General features: G+C 53.7%; 21 protein-coding genes and 3 tRNA genes. 4 read left to right on the top strand and 20 right to left on the bottom strand.

All coding sequences use genetic code 11. The features are described from left to right. Window positions 1-123 precede the first annotated feature (123 nt). Window positions 124-1,335, top strand: coding sequence for a tyrosine transporter TyrP (tyrP, locus tag AOY23_RS17695; RefSeq protein WP_054180697.1), 1,212 nt, complete (start codon window positions 124-126; stop codon window positions 1,333-1,335). A 25-nt stretch (window positions 1,336-1,360) separates the two neighbouring features. Here the strand turns inward: tyrP and AOY23_RS17690 are convergent, their stop codons facing one another. Next, a complete protein-coding gene (locus AOY23_RS17690; protein ID WP_054180698.1) occupies window positions 1,361-2,026 on the bottom strand; it encodes a YecA/YgfB family protein in 666 nt (221 codons plus the stop codon). Between the two features lie 107 nt (window positions 2,027-2,133). On the opposite strand from AOY23_RS17690, the gene AOY23_RS17685 reads away from it, so the two are divergent. Next, window positions 2,134-2,328 carry a hypothetical protein gene (locus AOY23_RS17685; RefSeq protein WP_054180699.1) on the top strand — a complete coding sequence of 65 codons (195 nt, stop codon included), beginning with the start codon at window positions 2,134-2,136 and terminating at the stop codon, window positions 2,326-2,328. Window positions 2,329-2,414: 86 nt separating this feature from the next. Here AOY23_RS17685 and katG read toward each other — a convergent pair whose 3' ends face one another. The 7 genes from katG to uvrY form a co-directional block, all read right to left on the bottom strand. Then, complete coding sequence (gene katG, locus AOY23_RS17680; protein ID WP_054180700.1) at window positions 2,415-4,595, bottom strand: catalase/peroxidase HPI; 2,181 nt, start codon at window positions 4,593-4,595, stop codon at window positions 2,415-2,417. Between the two features lie 296 nt (window positions 4,596-4,891). Beyond that, window positions 4,892-4,978: transfer RNA gene (locus AOY23_RS17675), tRNA-Leu, on the bottom strand. Window positions 4,979-4,991: 13 nt separating this feature from the next. Then, window positions 4,992-5,065, bottom strand: a tRNA-Cys gene (locus AOY23_RS17670). A gap of 40 nt (window positions 5,066-5,105) precedes the next feature. After that, window positions 5,106-5,181, bottom strand: a tRNA-Gly gene (locus AOY23_RS17665). Between the two features lie 147 nt (window positions 5,182-5,328). After that, window positions 5,329-5,877, bottom strand: coding sequence for a CDP-diacylglycerol--glycerol-3-phosphate 3-phosphatidyltransferase (gene pgsA / locus AOY23_RS17660; protein ID WP_038153316.1), 549 nt, complete (start codon window positions 5,875-5,877; stop codon window positions 5,329-5,331). 57 nt (window positions 5,878-5,934) lie between these two features. Continuing rightward, window positions 5,935-7,767, bottom strand: coding sequence for an excinuclease ABC subunit UvrC (gene uvrC / locus AOY23_RS17655; protein ID WP_054180701.1), 1,833 nt, complete (start codon window positions 7,765-7,767; stop codon window positions 5,935-5,937). Beyond that, window positions 7,764-8,420, bottom strand: coding sequence for a UvrY/SirA/GacA family response regulator transcription factor (gene uvrY, locus AOY23_RS17650; protein ID WP_054180702.1), 657 nt, complete (start codon window positions 8,418-8,420; stop codon window positions 7,764-7,766). Before uvrY ends, uvrC begins: the two co-directional genes overlap by 4 nt. Window positions 8,421-8,930: 510 nt before the next feature. Here uvrY and AOY23_RS17645 point away from each other — a divergent pair. Then, window positions 8,931-9,155 (top strand): DUF2594 family protein, encoded by a 225-nt coding sequence (locus AOY23_RS17645; protein ID WP_054180703.1) that lies wholly within the window; start codon window positions 8,931-8,933, stop codon window positions 9,153-9,155. Between the two features lie 57 nt (window positions 9,156-9,212). Here the strand turns inward: AOY23_RS17645 and sdiA are convergent, their stop codons facing one another. The 12 genes from sdiA to AOY23_RS17585 form a co-directional block, all read right to left on the bottom strand. Continuing rightward, entirely contained in the window at window positions 9,213-9,938 is a 726-nt protein-coding gene (sdiA, locus tag AOY23_RS17640) for a transcriptional regulator SdiA (protein WP_054180704.1), read from the bottom strand. A gap of 216 nt (window positions 9,939-10,154) precedes the next feature. After that, on the bottom strand, window positions 10,155-10,907 hold the full coding sequence (tcyN, locus tag AOY23_RS17635; protein WP_054180705.1) for an L-cystine ABC transporter ATP-binding protein TcyN: 753 nt from the start codon (window positions 10,905-10,907) through the stop codon (window positions 10,155-10,157). Further along, window positions 10,904-11,572 (bottom strand): cystine ABC transporter permease, encoded by a 669-nt coding sequence (tcyL, locus tag AOY23_RS17630; protein WP_054180706.1) that lies wholly within the window; start codon window positions 11,570-11,572, stop codon window positions 10,904-10,906. Before tcyL ends, tcyN begins: the two co-directional genes overlap by 4 nt. A 15-nt stretch (window positions 11,573-11,587) precedes the next feature. After that, window positions 11,588-12,574: a D-cysteine desulfhydrase gene (gene dcyD / locus AOY23_RS17625; RefSeq protein WP_054180707.1), complete on the bottom strand. Its 987-nt coding sequence runs from the start codon at window positions 12,572-12,574 to the stop codon at window positions 11,588-11,590. Between the two features lie 94 nt (window positions 12,575-12,668). Further along, entirely contained in the window at window positions 12,669-13,469 is an 801-nt protein-coding gene (tcyJ, locus tag AOY23_RS17620) for a cystine ABC transporter substrate-binding protein (RefSeq protein ID WP_038153298.1), read from the bottom strand. A gap of 95 nt (window positions 13,470-13,564) precedes the next feature. Further along, window positions 13,565-14,116, bottom strand: coding sequence for a flagella biosynthesis regulatory protein FliZ (gene fliZ / locus AOY23_RS17615; protein WP_054180708.1), 552 nt, complete (start codon window positions 14,114-14,116; stop codon window positions 13,565-13,567). A gap of 62 nt (window positions 14,117-14,178) precedes the next feature. After that, on the bottom strand, window positions 14,179-14,898 hold the full coding sequence (locus tag AOY23_RS17610; protein ID WP_038153294.1) for an RNA polymerase sigma factor FliA: 720 nt from the start codon (window positions 14,896-14,898) through the stop codon (window positions 14,179-14,181). Window positions 14,899-15,115: 217 nt separating this feature from the next. Then, window positions 15,116-15,757, bottom strand: coding sequence for a NeuD/PglB/VioB family sugar acetyltransferase (locus tag AOY23_RS17605; RefSeq protein WP_054180709.1), 642 nt, complete (start codon window positions 15,755-15,757; stop codon window positions 15,116-15,118). After that, complete coding sequence (locus AOY23_RS17600; protein WP_054180710.1) at window positions 15,754-16,887, bottom strand: DegT/DnrJ/EryC1/StrS family aminotransferase; 1,134 nt, start codon at window positions 16,885-16,887, stop codon at window positions 15,754-15,756. Before AOY23_RS17600 ends, AOY23_RS17605 begins: the two co-directional genes overlap by 4 nt. 23 nt (window positions 16,888-16,910) lie before the next feature. After that, window positions 16,911-20,303: an O-linked N-acetylglucosamine transferase family protein gene (locus AOY23_RS17595; RefSeq protein WP_054180711.1), complete on the bottom strand. Its 3,393-nt coding sequence runs from the start codon at window positions 20,301-20,303 to the stop codon at window positions 16,911-16,913. An 11-nt stretch (window positions 20,304-20,314) separates the two neighbouring features. Next, complete coding sequence (locus AOY23_RS17590) at window positions 20,315-21,748, bottom strand: hypothetical protein (RefSeq protein WP_054180712.1); 1,434 nt, start codon at window positions 21,746-21,748, stop codon at window positions 20,315-20,317. 209 nt (window positions 21,749-21,957) lie between these two features. Next, the gene (locus AOY23_RS17585; protein WP_054180713.1) at window positions 21,958-22,794 is read right to left on the bottom strand and encodes a flagellin N-terminal helical domain-containing protein; all 837 of its coding nucleotides are present in this window, start codon (window positions 22,792-22,794) and stop codon (window positions 21,958-21,960) included. 414 nt (window positions 22,795-23,208) lie between these two features. Here AOY23_RS17585 and fliD point away from each other — a divergent pair, with 414 nt between their 5' ends. Next, window positions 23,209-24,642 (top strand): flagellar filament capping protein FliD, encoded by a 1,434-nt coding sequence (gene fliD, locus AOY23_RS17580; RefSeq protein WP_054180714.1) that lies wholly within the window; start codon window positions 23,209-23,211, stop codon window positions 24,640-24,642. Window position 24,643 lies beyond the last annotated feature (1 nt).

Below are 24,643 nucleotides of genomic sequence, written 5' to 3'. Positions count from 1 at the left end.
GCCCCGCTAACATCCGTAAACATATCAGTACACTCGCTGTAATTCATATTTGACGAAGCGGTAGATTTCCCCTACGCTGCGCGGCATATTTTGTTGTTATGACGTTCGGTAGCAGAGGAAAGCGTGAAGAACCGCATTCTGGGTAGTATTTTAATCGTTGCGGGCACCACGATTGGCGCAGGGATGCTGGCAATGCCGTTGGCGTCAGCGGGTGTCGGTTTTGGTGTCACTCTGGGGTTACTGGTGTGTTTGTGGGGGCTGATGTGTTACACCGCCCTGCTGTTGCTGGAAGTCTATCAGCACGTTCCTGCTGATACCGGGTTGGGTTCGCTGGCGCTGCGCTATCTCGGGCGCTACGGCCAGTGGGTAACCGGCTTCAGCATGCTGTTTTTGATGTATGCGTTAACCGCTGCGTATATCAGCGGTGCTGGCGAGCTGCTGGCGTCCAGCCTGAGCCAGTGGCTGTCGGTGAGCATGTCGCCTGCCACCGGCGTGTTGCTGTTCACCCTCGTCGGCGGCTGTATTATCTGCGTCGGCACTTCGCTGGTGGATTTCTTTAACCGTTTTCTGTTCAGCGCCAAAATCATCTTTCTGATCATTATGCTGGCGCTGCTGCTGCCGCATATTCACCGGATCAACCTGCTGACGCTGCCCGTTGAGCAAGGTCTGGCGCTGTCGGCCATTCCGGTCATTTTTACCTCGTTCGGCTTTCACGGTAGCGTACCGAGCATTGTCAGCTATCTGAACGGTGATGTGCGTAAACTGCGCCGGGTGTTTATCATTGGCAGTTTTATTCCGCTGGTGGCTTATATCTTCTGGCAGCTCGCGACGCTCGGCAGTATCGACTCGCCAGTGTTTAACGCTTTACTGGCGACGAACAGCGGTCTGAACGGGTTACTGCAGGCGATCCGCGAAGTGGTGGCATCTGCACATGTCGAACTCGCCGTGCATCTGTTTGCCGACCTGGCGCTGGCGACGTCTTTCCTCGGTGTGGCGCTTGGCTTGTTTGATTATCTGGCCGATCTGTTCCAGCGGAAAAACACCGTGCGCGGACGCATGCAAACCGGCGCGATTACCTTTCTGCCGCCGCTGATTTTTGCGCTGTTCTACCCGCGCGGATTCGTGATGGCGCTCGGTTATGCTGGCGTGGCGCTGGCGATACTGGCGCTGGTGATCCCTTCGCTGCTGGTCATGCGCAGCCGTCGGCGTCACCCGGAAGCAGCTTATCGCGTGGCAGGCGGCAACCTCGCCTTATGGCTGGTGTTCGCCTGCGGGATCGCGGTGATTGCCGTGCAGTTTTGTATCGCCACCGGGCTGCTTCCGGCAGTCGGATAACGAAAACGGCCTTTCGGCCGTTTTTTTATTGCTGACAGCAGTTTTTATACTTTTTACCGCTGCCGCACGGGCAGGGATCGTTACGTCCGATTTTCGCTTCGTTACGTACCGGCTGTTTGACGACGGCCGCTTTCGGGTGCGCTGTCCAGTAATCGAAAAGCGACAGCGCCGCAGGGGCAATTTTCTCAATGCTGTCGATAAATTCTTCCGCCGTGAACGTATCCAGACGAGCAAAATTCTCTTCTTTACCGTGCAGGGCGATAGCATCCAGCGCCTGCTGTTCCGCTTCCGGTAAGCCGGACCAGTCCGCCAGTGCCACACCACGCATATAGCCAAAGCACCACTCTTCGACAATCGTCAGGATCTGCCCCTCTTCTTCGCGGGTACCAAACAGCGGTTCGAACTGATCCGGGTATTCGCCAAGGCGCTCGGCGATATCGCTCATGTGTTGCAACGTAAGATTGATAAAACGATCGCGTTCGCGTTCATCCTTCCAGCGCGGAACCGCATCTGCCCCGCCCCACACTGCCAGCAACCAGTCGGCAGGTTCAATGTCATTCGGTGCCGACAGAATGGCAGTCAGCATGCCGTCCAGTTCAGAAACATCAAGGACGGATTTCTCGCTGCCGTGCGTCGCCAGCGTGTCGTCGAGCCACTCGAGTTCGTTTTCGTTCAGGGGGCCGGTTTTCATTACGGGATACTCTTCAGAAAATAGTGATGGGGCATTTTAATCAAAACCGGTAGAAATTTCTCTTTGTCCGGGGGATATTGTTATTACACACTGAACAGGAGACGTCCATGTATTACACGTTCGGCAACACCACCATCCATTTTTACCGTTATCAGAGTACGTTGTATGTCGCCCACTGGGATGGTGGCAATGTGAGCAGTGAGAATTTTAAGCAGTTTATCGAACAGATAACGCAGAAGACGGGCATTGACGAGAAAGAGATTGATGTCGCCGCGCGCGACTACTTCAATAATGTTGATTAGCGTACCCTGCCGCGATGGCAAAAAAAACGGCTCTCTGTAAAGAAAGCCGTTATGAGTGACATTGCTGCTAACGCGGGAATATCGATTTAAAGCAGGTCGAAACGATCCAGGTTCATCACTTTCACCCAGGCCGCGACGAAATCCTTCACAAATTTCTCGCGCGCGTCATTGCTGGCATACACTTCAGCCAGTGCACGCAACACAGAGTTAGAACCAAATACCAGGTCAGCACGGGTCGCGGTGTACTTCACGTCCCCATTCTGACGATCGCGCCCTTCAAACAGTTCGCCCGACTCGTCAGTCGCTTTCCATTCCGTCCCCATATCCAGCAAATTCACGAAGAAATCGGTGCTGAGAACGCCCACCCGATCGGTAAAGACACCGTTCTTACTGCTGTCAAAGTTGGTTCCCAGTACGCGCATCCCGCCGACCAGTGCCGTCATTTCCGGCGCCGTCAGCGTCAATTGCTGCGCTTTATCGATCAACAGTGATTCGGTGGTAGAAACATCCAGTCTTGCGCGATAGTTACGGAAGCCATCGGCAATCGGTTCAAGCAGTTCAAACATCCCGATATCGGTCTGATCCTGACGCGCATCGACGCGACCCGGCGTAAACGGTACGCTGATGCTGACGCCCGCAGCACTGGCTGCCTGTTCAACACCGACAACGCCCGCCAGTACGATAGTATCGGCCAGCGAGACTTTGCCCGTCGATTTCTGCAGATTCTCCAGCACCGGCAACACACGCACCGCGGCGGCGTTAACGTCCCAGTCACGCTGCGGCGCTAATGCCAGACGCGCACCGTTGGCCCCGCCACGCTTGTCACCGCCACGGAACGTAGAAGCAGAGGCCCAGGCAACGGAAACCAGTTCACTGACAGACAACCCGGACGACGCAATCGCCGCTTTCAGGTTGATGATGTCTTCTTCACTGGGGTGGCAGACGGGTTGCGGTAAAGGATCCTGCCAGATCAGATCTTCTTTTGGCACTTCCGGGCCAATGTAACGCGCTTTCGGCCCCATATCCCTGTGCGTCAGTTTGAACCAGGCACGGGCAAACGCTTCGTTAAATGCCTGTGGATCGTTGAGGAAACGACGAGAGATTTTTTCGAATTCCGGATCAAAACGCAGCGTCAGGTCGGTGACCAGCATGGTAGGTTTGCGCTTTTTCGACGGGTCGAACGGATCAGGAATGATTTCTGGCGCATCCACGGCTTCAAACTGGATTGCCCCAGCCGGACTCCGCGTTTGCACCCATTCATATTTGAACAGGTTCTCGAAGAAGTAGTTGCTCCATTGCGTCGGCGTTTGTGACCAGACCACCTCCAGACCTGAGGTAATCGCGTCCGCGCCCACCCCGCTGCCGTGGCTGCTTGCCCAGCCTAGTCCCTGAGCTTCAATAGATGCGGCTTCCGGATCCGGCCCGACGTGAGAAGCTGCCGCCATACCGTGCGTTTTACCGAGCGTGTGCCCACCGCCGATCAACGCTACGGTCTCTTCGTCATTCATTCCCATGTTGCCGAACGTGGCACGAATTGCTGCTGCCGCAGACAGCGGTTCACCGCTATGATCCGGCCCTTCCGGGTTCACGTAAATCAGCCCCATCTCTGTTGCGCCCAGCGGAGCTTTCGCCAGCGCTTCCGGATGACGGTGCGTCAGCCAGGCTTTTTCATCGCCCCAGTTCACATCGAGATCAGGTTCCCAGACGTCTTCGCGCCCCGCACCGAAACCAAAGGTGCGAAAACCTGCGTTTTCCAGCGCCACGTTGCCCGCCAGAATAAACAGATCCGCCCAGGAAATTTTTTGCCCATATTTTTGTTTGACTGGCCACAGCAAACGACGCGCCTTATCCAGACTGACGTTATCCGGCCATGAGTTCAGTGGCGCAAAACGCTGTTGACCGCGACCTGCGCCACCTCGTCCGTCAATGGAACGGTAGGTGCCTGCGCCGTGCCAGGCCATACGAATAAACAGACCCGCGTATGTGCCCCAGTCAGCAGGCCACCACGGTTGCGATTCGGTGAGAAGCGCCCGGAGGTCACCTTTGAGCGCGTGATAATCTAACTTGCTAAATTCTTTGCGGTAGTCGAAGTCCTCACCCAGGGGGTTCGAACGGCTGGAATGCTGGTTTAAGAGATCCACACGGAGTTGCTTCGGCCACCAGTCGCGGCTGGCTGTCCCCGCTCCGGCGCTCTGGTCATGACCGCCCTCATGGAACGGACATTTTCCGGTAGATAAGGTGTTATGGGAATCATCGGTCGTGCTCATATCCTAGCTCCTTCTATTATTTTAGAGTTACGATAAACACCAACAACAATAAAATATAGTCAAATCAGTCCATATATTCGATAGGCCATACCTCTTATATTTCCCGATTAGCCAAACGGCCCGATACAATCGCAAAATTCAGATCGTCCCGGTCGTTGACAGCCAGAATAAGGATTAATAATTCAGGATTAAAATGCGTTAAGTATGTCAGGAGCGCTTATTTCAGGCATAAAAAAACCGCCTGAGAAGGCGGTTACACGACACTGCTTATCATTGATTTTATTCGTCTTTCCCAATGGTACCCGGAGCGGGACTTGAACCCGCACAGCGCGAACGCCGAGGGATTTTAAATCCCTTGTGTCTACCGATTCCACCATCCGGGCTCGGGATGTAAAGTGGAGGCGCGTTCCGGAGTCGAACCGGACTAGACGGATTTGCAATCCGCTACATAACCGCTTTGCTAACGCGCCTGAGTACTGCCACACCCGCAAAATTGCCGATGTCTTAAACTGGAGCGGGAAACGAGACTCGAACTCGCGACCCCGACCTTGGCAAGGTCGTGCTCTACCAACTGAGCTATTCCCGCATCATCAAGCGTGCTTAATCACTTGATTTTATTATCGTCTGGCAATCTGCGCTGCCGTTCGATGCGTTGCATTCTACTTACCTGACGCACTGAGTCAACGATATTTTTCGCATTCAGGATCGTTTGCTGAATTTTGCGGCGAAACGATCACTGTTCAAGCAAATCGCCGCGCGCAGCGTTGAGATACTGCAACATGGACCACAGCGTCAGCACGGCAGCCACGAAGAACAGGCCAATTCCGGCCCATTCCACCCAGTCGTTCGGACGCCATAACATCCAGACCAGCGCGGTCATTTGCGCCGTGGTTTTCACTTTGCCGATCCACGATACTGCCACGCTGCTGCGTTTACCCAGCTCCGCCATCCACTCGCGCAGCGCCGAGATGATGATCTCACGGGCGATCATCGTTGCCGCCGGTAGCGTTACCCACCAGGTATGATAGTGCTCGGCCACCAGCACCATCGCGATCGCCACCATCACTTTATCGGCCACCGGATCGAGAAAAGCGCCAAAGCGCGTGCTCTGGTTCCAGCGACGCGCCAGAAAGCCATCGAACCAGTCAGTTACCGCCGCCACCAGGAAAATCAGCGCACACAGAAACGGCGCCCAGGTGAACGGCAGATAAAATGCCAGTACAAAGAATGGGATAAGGATGACGCGAAACAGAGTGAGCAACGTAGGGATATTAAATTGCATGGTGACGGTAACTATCTGTTGTCAGTAAAATATTAGCCCTATGTTGCTACAGGACCCCTAATGTTTCAACGAGTAGTAGATCTTTTCTGCCAGACCGTGCGATATGCCCGGCACTTTGGCAATGTCCTCGACACTCGCCTTCTGCAAACCTTGCAAACCGCCCATGTACTTCAACAGCATCTGGCGGCGCTTTGGCCCCACGCCTTCGATGGTCTCAAGCGTACTGGTGCTCTTAACCTTAGCGCGTTTTTTCCGGTGCCCGGTGATCGCGTGATCATGCGATTCGTCGCGGATATGCTGGATGACATGCAGCGCGGGCGAATCGGGCGGCAGACTGAACCCCTCGCCTTCCGGTTCGAAGAACAACGTTTCCAGACCGGCTTTACGATCTGACCCTTTTGCCACACCGAGCAAAATCGGGTGATGCTTGTCCCACGTGACATCCAGTTCGGCAAACACCGCTTTCGCCTGCCCTAACTGACCTTTACCGCCATCGATAAGAATGACGTCGGGGATTTTGTTGTCATCAATCGCCTTGCCGTAACGACGACGCAGCACCTGATTCATGGCCGCGTAATCATCACCTGGCGTGATGCCCGTAATATTATAACGGCGATAGTCGGCGCGCAGTGGCCCATTTGTGTCAAACACCACGCAGGAGGCGATGGTCTGTTCGCCCATCGTATGGCTGATGTCAAAACACTCCATGCGTTTAATTTCAGGCAGTTTGAGCACCGTCGCCAGCGCCGTTAAGCGCTGGGTGATGGTCGACTGCTGCGACAGTTTCGTGACCAGCGCGGTCGCCGCATTGGTACGGGCCAGTTTCAGGTAACGCGCCCGATCACCACGCGGCTTCGTCTGCACGTTGATCCGCCGTCCGGCGAATTCAGTGAGGGTATCCGCCAGCAGGGTTTTGTCCGCAAGGGCGAAATCAAGCAGGATCTCACCCGGCAGAGTTCTCGACTGGCTTCCCTGCAAGTAAAACTGGCCGACAAACGTCTCGACGATTTCGCCCGGCTCGGTGCCACCTGGTACTTTCGGGAAATAACTGCGGCTTCCCAGCACTTTCCCCTGCCGGATAAACAGCACATGAACGCAGGCCATACCGGCATCAAACGCGACGCCGATAACGTCGAGATCATCGCCAGTATTGGAGACAAATTGTTTTTCAGTGACCCGACGCACAGCCTGGATCTGGTCGCGAATGCGCGCGGCCTCTTCAAATTCCAGCGACTGGCTGGCTTTTTCCATCCGCGCGATCAACTGCGTCAGCACCTGATCATCTTTCCCGGAAAGGAACAGGCGAACGTAATCCACCTGCCGGGCGTACTCGTCTTCACTCACCAGCCCGGCGACACACGGCCCGAGACAACGGCCAATCTGGTATTGCAGGCAGGGACGAGAGCGGTTGCGATAAACGCTGTTCTCGCACTGGCGGATCGGGAAGATTTTTTGCAACAGCGCCAGGGTTTCACGCACCGCGTAGCCGTTCGGGAACGGCCCGAAATACTCCCCTTTCGCATGCTTCGCGCCACGATGGACAGCCAGACGCGGGTGGGTATCGCCGCTGAGAAAAATGAACGGATAGGATTTGTCATCCCGCAACAGCACGTTATAGCGCGGCTGATACAGCTTGATGTAGTTATGCTCCAGCAACAACGCTTCCGTCTCGGTATGAGTCACGGTCACATCGATCTGGGTGATTTGCGACACCAGCGCTTCGGTTTTGCGGGAGGCGAGATTGCTGCGGAAATAGCTGGAAAGCCGTTTTTTCAGGTCTTTCGCTTTACCGACATAAATAACCGTGCCGCCGGCGTCATACATACGATACACGCCGGGCTGGCTGGTCACTGTTTTCAGGAAGGCTTTCGAATCAAACACATCACTCACTGATTTGCTAACGACTCCGCATTGCACAGGCCATGGCGAATTGCCAGGTGTGTCAGCTCGACATCGCCATGAATGTTAAGTTTACTAAACATTCTGTAGCGGTAGCTGTTCACCGTTTTAGGACTGAGATTCAGTTGTTCTGAGATCTCATTGACCTTCTGACCTTTGGTGATCATCAGCATAATCTGCAATTCGCGTTCAGACAAACTGGCGAAGGGCGATTCTGTTTTGTCCGGCTCAATCTGACTCAACGCCATCTGCTGAGCGATGTCAGAAGCGATATAACGCTGACCGGCGAAGACCGAACGAATGGCATTAACAACTTCCTGCGGCGCGGCCCCTTTGCTCAGGTAACCTGCGGCTCCCGCCTGCATAACCCTGGCGGGGAGTGGGTTTTCAGTATGCACGGTCAGCATAATGACTTTGGTGTCGACACAGGCGCGGGCAATTTTCCGCGTCGCTTCGAGCCCACCAATGCCGGGCATGTTCATATCCATCAACACGACGTCGACAGCATTTGCGCGGCACCATTTAACGGCATCCTCACCGCAGCAGACTTCACCGGCAACTTTAATACCCTTTATATCTTCCAGAATGCGTCGTATCCCTGCGCGCACCAGTTCGTGGTCATCAACAAGAAGGACGTTGATCAAAGGAATAATCTCCAGAATAGGGATAACGCTACTGATTCTATATCACCACCATATTAACGGGTTTTATCTTAACTTTGAAACTTAAAAAATGTCCTGCTCCGCATTTTACTCCTTTTTCTGGAAATCAGACTGTACATCTACTGGAAAGTCACCTGAAACATTGGCTGTGCGTTAACTTTTTTTAAGAAATTTCCATACCCCACTTCCGAAAAACCCAAGAAAAGTCTGAGAGAATAATGGCGGAATTAAATATGTAACAAGAATTAACCAGAGAAGAACCTGATTTAAACAATATTGGCGGCCATATATCGGAGCGGCAGTTTAATGTCATCCACAATTGGATTTTTCATTGATAATTAGAGCAAAAAACAAGCACTCCATTTTTTGACTAATCTTGTGGTATACTTCGCCGCCTTAACTTTACGTAACGCATATATACACAATCATTGCCAACAAGCCGCCACCGGCGGGATGATGTGAGACGTGCGAAAGACCTTAACGAGGAACCAGATGAGCACACCGGATTTTTCCACTGCCGAAAGTAATCAACAACTTGCCCAGGAAGTGACCTGTCTGAAAGCGCTGCTGACGCTGATGCTGCAGGCAATGGGTCAGGCCGACGCGGGCCGGGTGATTATCAAAATGGAAAAGCAAATCACGCAGATGGAAGATGAGGCTCAGGCTGCCGTTTTTTCCAGCACTGTTAAGCAGATTAAACAAGCGTACCGTCAGTAATCACCTTCAGACCGGCTGATCACAACACGTCAGCCGGTTTCCCGTCGCGCATGACACTCAGATGATCCCCGTGGCAGCCGCATAGCAGGCAATCTGCGTTTTATTCGGCGCGTTGAATTTCTTTTGCATATTTTTCTGGTGAAAATTCACCGTATTCTCTGAGATGGAGAGGATCATCGCGATTTCTGCGGAGGTCTTGCCTTCCGCCGTCCATTTCAGAATTTCCAGTTCCCGCTTGCTGAACCGCATTTCCGCCGGAACCACCATCTCGTCTTCCAGTCGCAGCAGCGCCAGCAGGCTCTGTTCGGTCAGGGTCTGCAGCCGAAGCTCCATTTCATCGTCCTCACAGACAGCAACGTCCGGCTCGTTTTCCCGCGACACGGACAAAAAACCCATCGCCCGGTTCGGCAACATCAGACATTGTGTCACGCCGTTGCGTACCCCGTGATCCCGTGCGGAATCCCATAATAATGAAGCGTCGCTAAATAAGTCATCGTCCCAGCGTAAATGCCCGCGATGAAAATTCTCCGCTTTTAATACCGGATCGATAGTATGGAATTTCTCCGCCATATAATGCGACCACCAGCGCGTGGGATAGGTGGTGTGAATAGAAAGCTTCGGGCGGGTAAAAGGAACCGGGTGCCGGACGCACAGTGAAAAATAGTCATATTCCAGCCGTTCGGTTTGCTGCTGCAAAAGCGTATAGATCTGCTCGCTGGTTGTTATTGCCTGGAAATGTTGCAGCATTTCCCGCCGCCATCTGAAAAAATCATTATCCCTCATAGCCAACGAATAAACCTCTAAGTAATAATCATTATTATGAATCTCGAAATTAGCACATATTTCTTATTCGTATGTATGAAATATCCCATACCGTGAAATAAAAGGGTAATTCATTCTGCGGGAAATGTTAATGGCACAGGTGACCGAATGCGCGGACAACGCGCCTGCGGTGATGACCGGGCGCGTTGTCGGCAGCGGAGTCCGTTAGTGGACGAGTTACTTAATGAGAAATTTAGCGAGGAACTGGCGAGTACGCGGCTGCTTCGGATCAGTGAACAAGGTTTTGGCATCGCCCTGCTCCACAATGCGACCCTGATCCATAAAAATCGCTCTGTCCGCAACATCGCGGGCAAAACTCATTTCATGGGTGACGATCACCATGGTGCGTTTTTCCTTCGCCAGCTGGCGGATGGTATTCAGCACTTCGCCCACCAGTTCAGGATCCAGCGCTGACGTCGGCTCATCAAACAAGATCACGTCCGGGCGCATCGCCAGCGCGCGGGCAATCGCCACACGCTGCTGCTGACCGCCGGAAAGACGCCGCGGATAGCTGGTCTCTTTTCCTTTCAGCCCGACTTTTTCGAGCAGATCCAGCGCGCGTTCACTGGCGTTGGCTTTGTTTTCGCCTTTAACAAACACCGGCCCTTCAATGATGTTTTCCAGCACCGTGCGGTGCGGGAAGAGATTAAAGTTCTGGAACACAAAGCCCACATGCTGACGCAGACGGCGGATCAGCCCTTTCTGCTGACTGAGCGCCCGCCCGGTATCAATGGTGATTTCCCCGACTTTGATCGTGCCGCTTTCAGGCTGTTCCAGCAGGTTGATACTGCGCAGCAGCGTGGTTTTTCCCGAGCCACTGGGGCCGATGATCGCGACGACTTCACCCGCATTCACTTGCAGATCGATACCGTGCAGCACCGTCTGCCCATGGAATTTCTTCACCAGGTTTTTGACTTCGATAGCACTCATTTCGGATCACGCTCCTGGCGGTTAAGCTGATTTTCAAAATAGTTCTGCAACGTCGACAGTACCGTCGCCATCACCCAGTAAATCAGCGATGCCGCCAGATACATGGTGAAGACTTCCAGCGTACGCGAGGTGATGAGCTGCGCCTGACGGAACAGTTCCGGCACCTGAATCGTGGCGGCGAGCGAGGTGTCTTTCACCAGGCTGATGAAACTGTTCGACAGCGGCGGCAGCGCCACGCGTGCCGCCTGCGGCAGAATGGCACGACGCAGTGTCTGCCACGGGGTCATACCGATACTGGCAGCCGCTTCCCACTGCCCTTTATCAATCGACGAAATGGCGGCGCGCAGCGTTTCAGACGCGTACGCGGCAGTGTTGAGCGACAGACCAATCATCGCCGCCGGGATCGGATCCAGTTCGATGCCGAACTGCGGCAGACCGTAGTAGATCATAAACAGCTGCGCGATGAGCGGCGTGCCACGAAAGACCGAGATATAAAACCGGGCCAGCCATCTGACCGGCCACAAGGTCGACATGCGCATCAGCGCCAGAATGAACCCCAGCAACAGGCCGAAAATCATGCCACCGACACTGAGCTGAAGCGTAAAAATGGCCCCGTTTAACAGAAACGGCGCCGAATCGAGCACCAGTTGTATACTTTCTTGCATTATCGTTTTTCTGCGTTAGATGTGAGGATGGTAAGCAAACAGCGCTGGCGCCCCGCCCGTATGAACAAACAAAATGGCGCCGTCATCCCTGAAACGCTTCTGAGTAATGCCGTCGATAAGCCCGGCCATCGCTTTACCGGTGTACACCGGATCGAGCAGAATGCCTTCAAGCGAGGCCAGCAGTTTGACTGCCTCCATCCCCGCGTCGTTAGGGGTTCCGTAGCCAGGCGCGAAATAGTCATCCCACAGTTGAATGTCCGCTTTCGCATCAAGTTCGAGGCTGGCGGCAATCGCCTGTTGCAGTGCCACCACTTTCGGCTTCTGTTCCGCCACGGTGCGCGACACGGTGACGCCAATCAGCGAAACGTCCGGCAACAGTTGCTCAAGGCCCACCGCCAGCCCGGCGTGAGTTCCTGCGCTGCCGGAAGCGACCACAATGGCCGACAAATCCACCACATCTTCACACTGTTGCGCAATTTCCAGCGCACTTTCGACGTAGCCAAGTGCGCCCAGCGCGTTCGAGCCGCCCACCGGGATCACATACGGACGAAAGCCCTGCAGTTCCAGACGGGTTGCCAGTTCGTCGAGTTGCGCGGTCGGGTCGGTCAGCGCATCGCACATTTCAACCTGGGTGTTAAACAGATCCAGCAACAGACGGTTGCCGTTGGTGAGGTAGTTTTCTGCACGCGTATTGATCGGGTTTTCCAGCAGCGCGACGCAGTGCAGGCCGAGCTTTGCCGCGACCGCCGCGGTCTGGCGCACGTGGTTGGACTGAATCGCCCCGGCGGTGACCAGCGTATCAGCGCCTTCACGCAGCGCATCGGCGGCGAGAAATTCCAGCTTACGCAGCTTGTTGCCACCCATCGCCATGGGCGTGACGTCATCGCGCTTGATGAAAATTTCGCGGCCAAGGTGATCGGAAAGACGAGGCAAAAACTCCAGTGGTGTCGGTGCGCCAATAAATTCCAGCCGCGGAAAGCGTGTTAAATTTTGCAGTGACATAGCATCTCCTGATTCATCTGTTTTTATTATGCACGCACTTGCCGGGGAAATAAAAAAAGGCGCCAGAATCAGCGCCTTTTTTAACCAATGGTGCTTATTGGGTCACATCAGCACCAAACCATTTCTCAGACAGCGCCTTCAGGCTACCGTCTTTTTGCATATCGGCAATCGCACCGTCAATCGCTTTCAGCAGATCGTCGTTGCCTTTACGCAGCGCGACACCCGCTTCCTGACGGGAGAACGCTTCACCGGTCACGGCCAGTGTGTTGTTGGTTTTCTTCACCAGGTCCAGCGCCGCCAGGCGGTCAACCAGAATGGCGTCGATACGGCCAACGCGCAGATCCTGGTATTTCGTCGGGTCGTCGTCATAGGTACGGATATCCACACCCGGAACATTGCCGCGTAACCACTCTTCGTAATTGGTTCCGAGGCCGACACCCACTTTTTTGCCTTTCAGATCAGCGGCGGTTTTGATAGCGCCTTCATTGCCCTTTTTCACCAGCGCCTGAATACCGGAAACGGTGTACGGCGTGGAGAAATCATATTTTTTCTTACGTTCGTCAGAGATGGTGACCTGGTTGATGACCACATCGATACGTTTAGAATCGAGCGCCGCCAGCATCCCGTCCCATTTGGTCGGTTTGAGATCAGCCTTCACCCCGAGGTGTTTTGCCAGTTCATTAGCGAACTCCACCTCGAAACCGGTCAGCTTGCCATCGTCACCCTGGAAGCTGAACGGAGGATAGGTTCCCTCAAGGCCAACCCGCAGCGAACCGCGCTCTTTGACCTGATTCAACAGATTTTCAGCAGCGAACGTTTTGGCGCTAATTCCCGCCATCAATGCCACCGCCATGACACCCATCAGAGCCTGACGGCCAATTAGAGCTAGCTTCATCGTTTTCCCATCATCCCAATAGTTTTAAATAGTTACTGTAGTGTACGGTGTTTATTGCCAATGGCAAACACGACTACGCTACATCTTATTCAAATTTAATATATATCCGAGGTTGTGGGATAAGCCAGATTTTGCATCTTTACCGGGGAAGTCAGCGCCTGAAACTGGGCGTACTTGCGCAGGGCGATGCGATAGTTATTGGTGCTGGTGGCAGGCAGCCACGGCGCCAGGTTGTCATCCAGATAGCCGTTAGTCAGCAGCTCCCGTGGAACGTTAAGCTCCGTCAGGTGATTGCCGAGGCGACGCAGACGGACAACGTATTCGCGCACCGTGCCGGGGCTCATGTCGGTCTGTTCGAAAAGGTATTGTTTAAAGCCGATAATATCGAAAAAGTCGCTCTGCTCTTTGCAATGCAAATCGCCGCAGAAACGACACAGTGCGACCCAATCCTGGCGCTCCTGTTGCCACTCTTCTTCGTTCATTAAGGTGTCGAGACGGGAAATCGCGATTTTATTGACTATCTCACCGCGCCTGACCAGCGTGATGCGGTCGAGCAACTTATGGCAGTGAGCACAATGCGTTTGGCTATGTTTAAAGTCTTTAAGGTAGCGGCTTAACGGCCGTCTTTTTACTTGCTGCACCGTCATGATAACTCCTGGTTGTCATTGGTTGTGCGGCATTTTTCAGGGGTGATGAACTCATCAACATCCTATAACTTACCCAGCTTAGTACGCAGACGTTTGATGGCCTGGCTGTGCAACTGGCTGACCCGCGATTCGCCCACTTCCAGTACCGCGCCAATCTCTTTGAGATTAAGCTCTTCCTGGTAGTACAGCGTCAGCACCAGCTGTTCGCGTTCTGGCAGCGCTTCGATCGCCTCGATCACACGCTGCCGCAAGTTGCCTTCCATTAACTGGAAGAGCGGGTTTTCCTGTTGATTCTCCTCGGTCACCAATTCAATACTGTCGCCATGCTCTTCTCTCCATTCATCGTAAGAGAAAAGCTGGCTGTTATTGGTATCCAGAAGCATCTGTCGATACTCCTCAACAGGAATTCCGAGTCGTTGAGAGACCTCGGTTTCCGTGGCGTTACGCCCCAGCTCTTGTTCCAGCTGCCCCATCGCCTGCGCCACTTCGCGCGCGTTGCGTCGGACGCTGCGCGGCACCCAGTCCCGGCTGCGCAATTCATCCAGCATCGCACCACGAATGCGTTGCACTGCGTAAGTAGTAAATGCCGTTCCTTGCAGAGCATCGTAACGTTCCACAGCATTCAATAACCCGATGCCGCCCGCCTGAAGCAAATCGTCCAGTTCCACGCTCGCCGGCAACCGCACCTGTAGGCGCAATGCTTCATGGCGCACCAGAGGTACGTAACGTTGCCACAGCGAGTGTTTATCCATTACACCTTCAGCGGTATACAGTGAATTCACGATAAACAGCCCTGCAATAGTTGAGTTATCGGCATGATTATCCGTTCCTGCAGGGGTTTTAATCGGCAGAATAGTGGTCTAAATCGGCGTTTATTTGCAGCTTATGATGCAATTGCCTGAAAATTCAGGTGTTATTTTTAGCCCTAAGCGAAACGCTTTTAGCCTGTTGTGAGAGGGGAATGCATGGATACCGCGGATTGCACGGTATCCTGGGGGACTATTTAAAAACGCGCTTATTACTGTTTGAACGATGAATTTTGGCTGGATTGCCAAAAGCGACAGCATTATCTGCCAAATCCTTTGTGACCACCGAGCCCATGCCGACCACCACATCGTTACCAATCACCGACAGCTCTTTGATAACGCAGTTCATGCCGAGAAACGTGCCCTCGCCAATCGTCGTTTTCCCGCCCAGCGACACCTGGCTGCAGACCACGCTGTGGGCGCCCACATGACAGTCGTGACTGATGTAGGTGTTGGGCTGAATCAATGCGTTATCGTCGAGCGTGACGTTACACGAGATAAACGCTCCCTGCCCGACCAGCACGCCCGCGCCAATGTTGGTATCGTCGGGCACAAACACCCCCGGGTGCACCAGCGTCGCCAGGCGAGCTTTTGCTAACACTTTGTTCGCCAGCGTGCGCCGGTGTGCGGGTTCACCCAGCGCAATGGAAATTTCCAGATCGTGAAAATCCAGCGCCTCAAAGCGATACACCGGCACGCCGGATACCGCCGTTGCGTTGGTGAGATCATCAATAAAAAAGATCTCATCCCAGCGCGCGTCAACCTGATTAATCTGGCGGGCAAGTACCAGCGTTTCGCGTCCCTGCCCGCCTGTTCCGTAGATACCTAATTTCATGCAACCTTATCCACCTGAGTCAGCCCAACCTGTTGGCGAATAATATTCACGACACGGGCCTGATCTTCAAGGGTGAGATCGGGGTAAATCGGTAAACAGAGTATTTTCTCAGCAATGTCGCTGGCGATCGGCAGGCGTTCCGGCGCGGCTGACGGCAGATGACGGTACATTGAGAAAGAACTGATCAGCGGATAAAAATAACGACGCGAATAGATGTTTTGCGCTTTCAGGGCGTCATACAGCCAGTCGCGGCTGACCGGGAACGTGCTTTCCACGCGGATCGGGAAATACGCATGGTTCCACTCCACATCATCGGTGACTGAGAAAGTGCCTATCCCCGGAATATCATTCAGCCACTCACAATAGCGCTGATAAATTTCCGCACGGCGCGCCAGCGCATGATCAATATGCCCCAGTTGCACCAGACCAAATGCCGCCTGCACTTCATTCATTTTGGCGTTAATCCCCGGCGCCACCACAGTGGTTTCCCCGGCAAAACCAAAGTTTTTCAGATAATCGATGCGCTGCTTCATCCGCGCGTCCGGGCAAATAATCGCCCCGCCCTCGAAGGTATTAAACACTTTGGTGGCATGGAAGCTGAGAATAGACAGATCGCCGCAGTTCAGGATGCTGTGGTTATTTTTCTTCACCCCAAATGCATGGGCGGCATCGTAAATGACTTTCAGGCCCCACGCATCGGCGATGGTTTGAATTTTATCGACGTTGCAGGGAATGCCATAACAATGCACCGGTAAAATCGCGGATGTCGCCGGGGTAATTAACGCTTCAATTTTGTCCGGGTCAATATTACAGGTCACCGGGTCGATATCGGCAAAGACCGGCGTTAATCCATTCCACAGCAACGAATGAGACGTCGCCACGAAGGAATAAGGCGTGGTGATCACCTCGCCGGTAATGCGCAGCGCCTGTAACGCGGTGAGCAACGCCAGCGTGCCGTTGGCAAACAGGCACAGGTGCTCAACGCCCAGGTATTCTGCCAGCTCTTTTTCTAACTGTTGATGCCAGGCGCCGCCATTGGTCAGAAATTTTTTCTCCCAGATCTTCTCCAGGTACGGAATAAACTCTTCCAGTGGCGGAAGCAACGGGCTGGTGACATAGATGTCTTTCATCAAAACCTCTGCGAAGCGTATTTTTAGTAAACGGTTCCACCACCGTCTGTCGATAAGCGCGTGGCGTTACCTGCTTCGTCAATAACAAAAGAGTGCGGCGTCTGCCCCTGGCAATACAGCGTCCAGGCATGGCGCAGCGCATATTCCAGATGCTCCGCAGCATTAAAACCGTCTTTCGTCTCAACAGGTATTTGGTTACGCATTCCGAGTCGGATGGCATTGAGTTCATCAAAATGGTCACGCCAGTACAGGGCTTTATTGACGTAGTCATCTTTATCCATCGCAATAAACTGACTCAGCCCATAACTGTTCATATTTTCCACGCCCTGACGGCAGGCGAGTGTGTCGCCGCATAATGTCAGCGTCGGCACGCCCATCCATGCCGCGTGGTTAGTGGTGGTTCCACCGGTATACGGGAAGGTATCGAGCAAAATATCAACGCGGTGATGACAGGCGAGATATTCATGTAGCGGCATGCGCCCCTGGAAAATGAGCCGTTCTTCGCCGATGCCAAGCGCCGCGAGCTGCCGTGTAAGGCTCTGGATCACGGTTGCATCGTTCATAAAACCAATTAACAACCGGGACTGCGGATATTTGATTAATATCTCAGCCCACAGACGCAACACCTCTTCGTTTATTTTTTTCGGTCGGTTGAAGCTGCCGAACGTGATATAGCCGTTGGTCAGCGCGGGCAGCAGATTTATTTCCGGGCTGTTTTTATCCGGCTCGAACAATTTACGCATCGGCACATAGATGATTTTTTCGAGGAACTGTTTCTCAAGGCCTGGCGGGTTCATACAGCCGGTCGAGAGAATGCGGTAGTCCATCGCCGAAAGCCCGGAAGTGCCCGGATAGCCAATCCAGGTCATCTGTACTGGCGCCGGGCGCAGTGCAAACACCGGCAGGCGTGTAAAGGTGGTGTGGCCGGAAAGATCGATCAGGATATCAATCTCATCGGCATTGATCTGTTTCGCCAGTTCAATGTCGCTCATCAGCTCGGCGTCGCGCCACAGTACCGCCCCGGCTTGCAGGTGTTCGGTGATGCGGTCTTTTACCGGCGAAGCGCTGTAGCCCACCAGTTCGAAATGCTGGCGATTAAAACTGTCCCAGAACGGCAGCAGGAAGTTACTCACCGGATGCTGGCGCAGGTCACCGGAGACAAAACCTATGCGCAGTTTTCGCTGCGGATCGGTATTGATACGGCGGTCCGGGGTAAAAGCACAGCGTCGTGCCCACGCCTCGACGCGTCGGCCATACTCCTTGTGTTTCTCCAGTTGTTCTGCCGGACTCAGGCGGTGGTCGTGGGTCACCACAAACAGCAGGCTGGTAAAACTGTCGAAATAATCAGGTGACAGTTCAAGGGATTTCTTGAGGAAATATCTGGCTTCATCCAGCTTCTGGTTATCGCTGAGGATCACGCCGAGCATCGCTACATAGAGGGAACTTTCCGGCTGATAGCGGAACGCCTCACGGCTACACTTTTCCGCCATCGGGTTATCACCCTTTGCGTGATAAAGCGTCGCCAGTGTGTGCCAGAATCCGGCGCTTTTGCCATCCAGACGCAGCAATCCATGGATGATCTTCCGCGCGTAAAAGTGCTGTTCCAGTTTTTGCAGCGCTGTCGCCAGGTCGAAGTAAATATCAAGGCTCGAAAAGTAATAGCCCATCAGCTTGCAGAGCGCGGAAAGTGCGTCCTGCCAGGCGCTGGTCAGAATACAGGCACGGGAATAACAGCGCAGAATGTGCAGATCATCCGGCGATTCCGCCAGCAGGCCTCGCGCGTAGTCGCGAGCTTCCCTGGCTTTGCCAAGTCTAATCAGCCGGTTCACTTCGGCATAGATGGCTTCTACGGCCTGCTTATCATACGCCGCCTTCGGCTCCTGATAGCGCTCGTCAGCCAGTAGTCCTCCGCGCTTCACACTGACACTGAGCAACAGCAGCGTGGCGATGAGCGGTTTCAGTTTCGCCGGATCGCCCTGGCGCAAAAAACGCTGGATCGCTGTTTTCCACGCGTCCGTTGAGCCTGTCAGCATTCCCTTGGCACGCAACGACATAAAGCTGTCCCAGGCGTCATCGTCGGTGGCGGCTAACCCTGACCGGAGATACCGCTGCTCCTGTGCCGTCACCTCAACAACCCCACCCCACAGGTTTGTGGTCGTTGTCGTCTCTTCAGTCAACAAACACAGCGGCTGGAGTTCACTGCCCTGCACGTCGTTATACGGGCCAGCAAAAGCGCTCCAGTGCAGGCCGTCCGGGTGGATCAGGAACAGATCGCGTAACGATTCACGTACCGCATCACGGGTGTCGCCAGGTTTTTCCGGCAAACGGGTATTGAAAACCAGTTGTTCGAAGCTGAGGCTCATCGGCCATGCGCCGCCGAGCAGGTCGAGAATTTGCAGCGTCACCTCGTTGGGCGTACTCACCGGCTGGCCGCTGGCGCTACGGTGACCATTCATGATCCGTCCATCATCCGTCAGCATGCGGGTAAAACTCCCGGCCCAATGGAGTTGCTCCAGAGATTGCAGATCGGGTTTCGCCTGCGGTGCCTGGTTAACCTGCGCCGAAAGCAGCGTTACGCGTTCCGCCCGGCTTACCGCCAGATCCAGATACTGCTGAGAGATCGGTCGTGACGTATTTCCGGAAATCAGACCGTGCAGTTGTTGCAGCGCATCGCTGTAGATCTCCGGCAGCTCAGACTGCGGGATGGCATCGCCCACCGGGCACAACCCGAGTTCCGCCATGTGCTGGTGAAAATCGCTGTACCAGGCGGCAGGCGCGGAATCGATCAGATACGCAAAGGTGAGCGCGGTGTCGTCCAGCGCTTCCGCCTCCAGCACCCGGTTTTTCAGTTCGCCATCAGGCAGCGTCATCGCCATCCAACCCAGAATGCCACGGGCGCTGGTCAGCGGATCGGCGTTTTCATCGCCACGACGCAGATGGAACGCCAGCGCGTCACGCAACTGTTGTGCGCTACTGGCGCCGGGCAGCACCGCATGTTGCAGGCAGATAATGCCCTCGGCGGAGAGATGCTCACGGCACCACGCCAGCAGCGCATCACGCTCTGTCGCGCCTGAGCAGGCAAAAACGCCATGAATAATGATGTAGTCAAACTGCCCCGGATCCACCGCCAGCAGATCGCCCAGCCCGGCGGCAAACGGTTCAATATTGTTTAGCGCCAGCGTGGTGATCTGCGCTCTTGCCTGTGCAATCAGGTTTTCATCAATGTCGACGCCAATACAGACGCTCTGGGGCCACGCGCGCGCATGAGCGATAAGCCCCCCGGCGTTACCGCAGCCTAACTCGAGGATCCGCGCAGTGGCGGGCAAAGCCAGCGCCATGCCGTGCAGCAGTGCGCTGGCATGAAGGGCGACAGGCGTCATATGGCGGTTCAGGTACTGCATATTCACAGGCGACATCCGTAGTGTGTTCAGTAAGCTTCATGCGCTGCGAGGTATTTTTCGCAGAGGGCTGTTTTATATTGCTGGTATGCACCATCACCGTTTTTGTGCGTGGTAATGATCCAACTGAAGGCAGTATTCTGATGATTAATATCGATTAAGCGCGACGTCGGCTCCCGGCCAATTTTCATTTGTTCGACCGCCGGAAGTACATCTACGGCGAAGGAGAGCGCCACCTGATCAAGGAACCAAGCGGCATTTCCGCTCGCCAGATTGCGGTCGATAAAGCGGGCGACAGTGTCCAGATAGCGGAAACCCGGCTCACTGGCGTCGGCATAGAGGAACCCGCCCTGCACCCGCTCCCACAATGGTGCCGCGTCGTTCTGCGTCAGAATCAACCCTTTCGGGTTGATGGTGTCGAGCGTCTCCTGCCAGCGCTGACGCACCAGACAGTCAGCGTCAAGCAGCAGCACCGGGGCAGCGAACTGCTCAAGTGCATAGCGCATGAAAACAAAACGGCGTGAAGCGTAATGGACGTTGATCCCATACACGGCAGGCACCGCTTCGGCACTGAGCGAGACAGCAAGGCCAGGGAAACGCTGCGCCAGTTCACGCACCTGCGCTTCCAGATCGTCGTCGCAGTTATACACATGCAGGTGAATATTTAATTCCGTGCCATTGGTGTCATAGACAGAAGCCACCAGCGCGCGGGCATGTTCGAGGTAATATTTTTTATCGCAGGCCACCAGCACAGTGGTTTTGCCGTTCCCGACATGCGGAATGCGCCACTGGTAGCGGGAATAATCCGGCACTGGCTCGGCTTCCGCCAGCGGGCGGAAATCAATAAACGATTCAGGAACGCCGCCCAGCCGGTAGATGCCGCAGACCACCATCAGCAGAGTAAAGGGATCTTCGCCAATCAGGGCTGAATCCGCCGTCAGATGCTGGATAACGATCTGCGCCTGGTTATCGTCTTCTTCCATCAAACAGATCAGCAGCAGGATTTTCAGCACCGGAGCGGAATTGCTGAGCAGGGAAAGGTTGTTGGAAATCAGGAACAGCGTGGATTCGATTTCATTAATCCGGAACAGAATTTGTACTGCTGCGACAACAAAATTAAGCGATTTCTCTTTTTGCAGCGCCGCAACCACATAGTTGGTCACGGCTTCCGCCATCGTTGCGGGATACGTTTGCTGCTGGCCCTGCTTTTTGTAATCAAAGGCATGGTTCGCCAGTGTAATGGCACACATTAAGGCTTTCAACGCCTCATCTTTCTCTGCCTCAAGCCCGGTGACCGCGGCCATCAGCGTTGGCTTCATGGCGGTAAGATCACTGTTGCTGTAATGCAAAATCTCGGCGACCACGTGCGCGGGCAACACATCCGCTTCCGGCAGATCGATCGTTCGGGTAAAAACATCACGGTAATACTGGTGCATGGCACGCGTGCGAGAAAATTTTGTCATTCTTTTCGGCTCAATAGTTGCGTGACCTGAAGCGCGCTCGTTCAGGCAGAGTGAGGCTAGTTTTTGATAAATTAACATCCGCAATCGCAGAGTGATGGAAGGATAAAAAACACAATTAGCGGCTTATTTTGCACATTGCCTGGCGGCCTGAATCGGCAATAAAAAAGGCTGCTGTTGCCAGCAACCTTTTTTGTGACTCTGCGTAAGAATTAACGCAGCAGGGACAGCATGGTCTGCGGAACCTGGTTTGCCTGAGACAGAACAGAAGTACCAGCCTGCTGCAGGATCTGCGCGCGGGACATGTTGGAAACTTCAGTTGCGTAGTCAGCGTCCTGGATACGGGACTGAGCAGCAGACAGGTTGTTGATAGAGTTGTTCAGGTTGTTGATGGTAGATTCAAAACGGTTCTGAATCGCACCCATGTTAGAACGTGCGGTATCAACTTTCTCAATTGCAGCATCAGCAAGATCGATAACTGCCTGTGCGGTGGTAATATCGTCGGTGATAGCAGTGCTCAGACCTGCACCTAAACTACCAGATGTCGCGTTGATTAACGCAGTGCTGTCAATAGTAATTGTATCGTTATCAGAGGTACCTGCGCCCACCTGAATCTTCAACGATGTATCATCAGCGTTCAACAACGATTTGCCGTTGAAGTTCGCAGAACCTGCGATACGGTCGATTTCTTCAACGCGCTGCTTGATTTCAGTATTGATAGATTTTAAATCAGTATCACCATTTGTACCGTTTGCTGCCTGAACCGCCAGCTCACGGATACGCTGTAAGTTGGTGTTGATTTCGTTCAGGTTACCTTCAGCGGTCTGAACCAGAGAGATACCGTCGTTCGCGTTACGCGCCGCCTGAGTCATCCCTTTCAGCTGGGAAGTCATACGGTTAGTGATCGCCTGGCCAGCAGCGTCATCTTTCGCGCTGTTGATACGCAGACCAGAGGACAGACGCTCAATAGCAGTGCCCAGAGAGGACTGAGATTTGTTCAGGTTGTTCTGAGTGGTCAGGGACAACAGGTTAGTATTGATAACTGCCATAATTCATTTTCCTTCATATTGGATTCTAGGGTCGGTGCCTAACACCCACGGCGTCTCTCACCGTCAACAGGGGTATCGGCGGCAGTTAAAAAGACTTTAGAATCAAATTCAAAAAAATAGTAACTTATTGATATATAACCACTTTTAATTTTATTGTTTTATCTTTGGTTTGTTTTAATCTTTATTTGAGTCAAATTTTCGTCAGCCCGTTTTTATCCCTTATTATTACGTCACGTTCGCCGGGCTATTATCTAAACTCAAACCTGACGCCCCCTTCTCTGTTTAACCAATCCGATTATAAACCGACAAACGCCTGTGCTATTCCGGGGATTATTTTTTCATCTGATGTGTAAACTTTCCTGACACTGCGCCGATAAGAGTCTGAAACGCCCACAGACATCAAGGAAAATTTGTATGGCTTCAATCAGCAACCTCGGTGCAGGAACAAGTCTGGACCTGAACACGCTCTATACCCAGCTGGAAACCGCGGAACAGAGCAAGCTGACCACCATCACTAACCAGCAGAGCACCTACAATGCCCAGCTGAGTGCGTGGGGTAAACTGCAAAGCTCTCTGCAAAGTCTCCAGACCGCTACGGCGGCGCTAGGGAAAACGGATACCTGGAACTCGGCCTCTGTCACCAGCACCAACACGTCGTTTACTGCGACGACGACAAGCGGGGCGGCAGTGGGTTCCTATACGATTAACGTGACGCAAGTTGCCAAAGCGCAGGTGTTAACCACCGCCAGCATGGCCAGCAGCTCTACTCAACTGGGCAGCACGACCGGCGGGACACGGACCCTTACGATTACCCAACCGGGAACCAAAGATCCGATCAAAATTGAGTTGTCTGACTCGGCGGATACTTCGTTGAATGGCATCGCCAAAGCAATCAACAACGCGGGCGGTAACGTTAACGCCAGCGTCATTAAAGCCACTGACGGCGATTATCGCCTGATGCTGACGTCAAAAACGACCGGTACCGATAGCGATATGACGATTACGGTCACCGGCGACGACGCGTTACAGAATGCGATTGGCTACGATTCAACCACCAAAACCGGTGCGATGACCGTTCAGTCTGCTTCGCAGAACGCCAAACTGACCGTCAATAACATTGATATTGAGCGTCAGTCGAACAGCATTACTGATGTTTTGCCGGGTGTAACGCTGTCGCCGAAAAGTCAAAGTACGGCGGACGAAACGCTGGAAGTGTCGCGCGCCACTGATGCCAACAAAAAGGCCATCACCGACTGGGTGAGTGCGTACAACTCGCTGCAGTCCACGATCAACAGCCTGACCAAGTATGTGGCGGTTGATCCGGGCACCACGCAGTCAAGCACCAACGGCCCGCTGATTGGCGACAGCCAGGTGCGTTCTGTGCAGTCTCAATTGCGTGGTCTGCTGACGGAAGTTCAGGGCAGCGGCGCGTATAAGCTGATGTCGCAACTGGGGATTACTCAGGATCCGACCATTGCGGCTGACGGCACGCTCGGCAACCTGAAAATTGACGATACGAAATTAACAAAAGCATTAACCGATAACCCGGAAGCGATTCAGGATTATTTCGTCGGCGACGGTAAAACCACCGGTTTTGCCACCCAGATGAATAACACCCTGACCACGATGCTCAGCACGACGACGGGCAAAGAAGGGATCGTGCAGAATGCGAAAGATGGCATCAACAGCACCCTGAAAACCCTGGATAAGCGTTACGACGATATGCAGGCGTCTATTGATGCCACCATGGCACGTTATAAGACGCAGTTCACTAACCTCAGTACGCTGGTGAACAAACTGACTAACACGTCGAACTACCTGACTCAGCAGTTCAATTCGAGCAGTTAAG

The sequence above is a fragment of the Trabulsiella odontotermitis genome (assembly GCF_001297775.1).
Lineage (GTDB): Bacteria > Pseudomonadota > Gammaproteobacteria > Enterobacterales > Enterobacteriaceae > Trabulsiella > Trabulsiella odontotermitis.
This window is presented reverse-complemented; position numbering and strand designations above follow the sequence as displayed.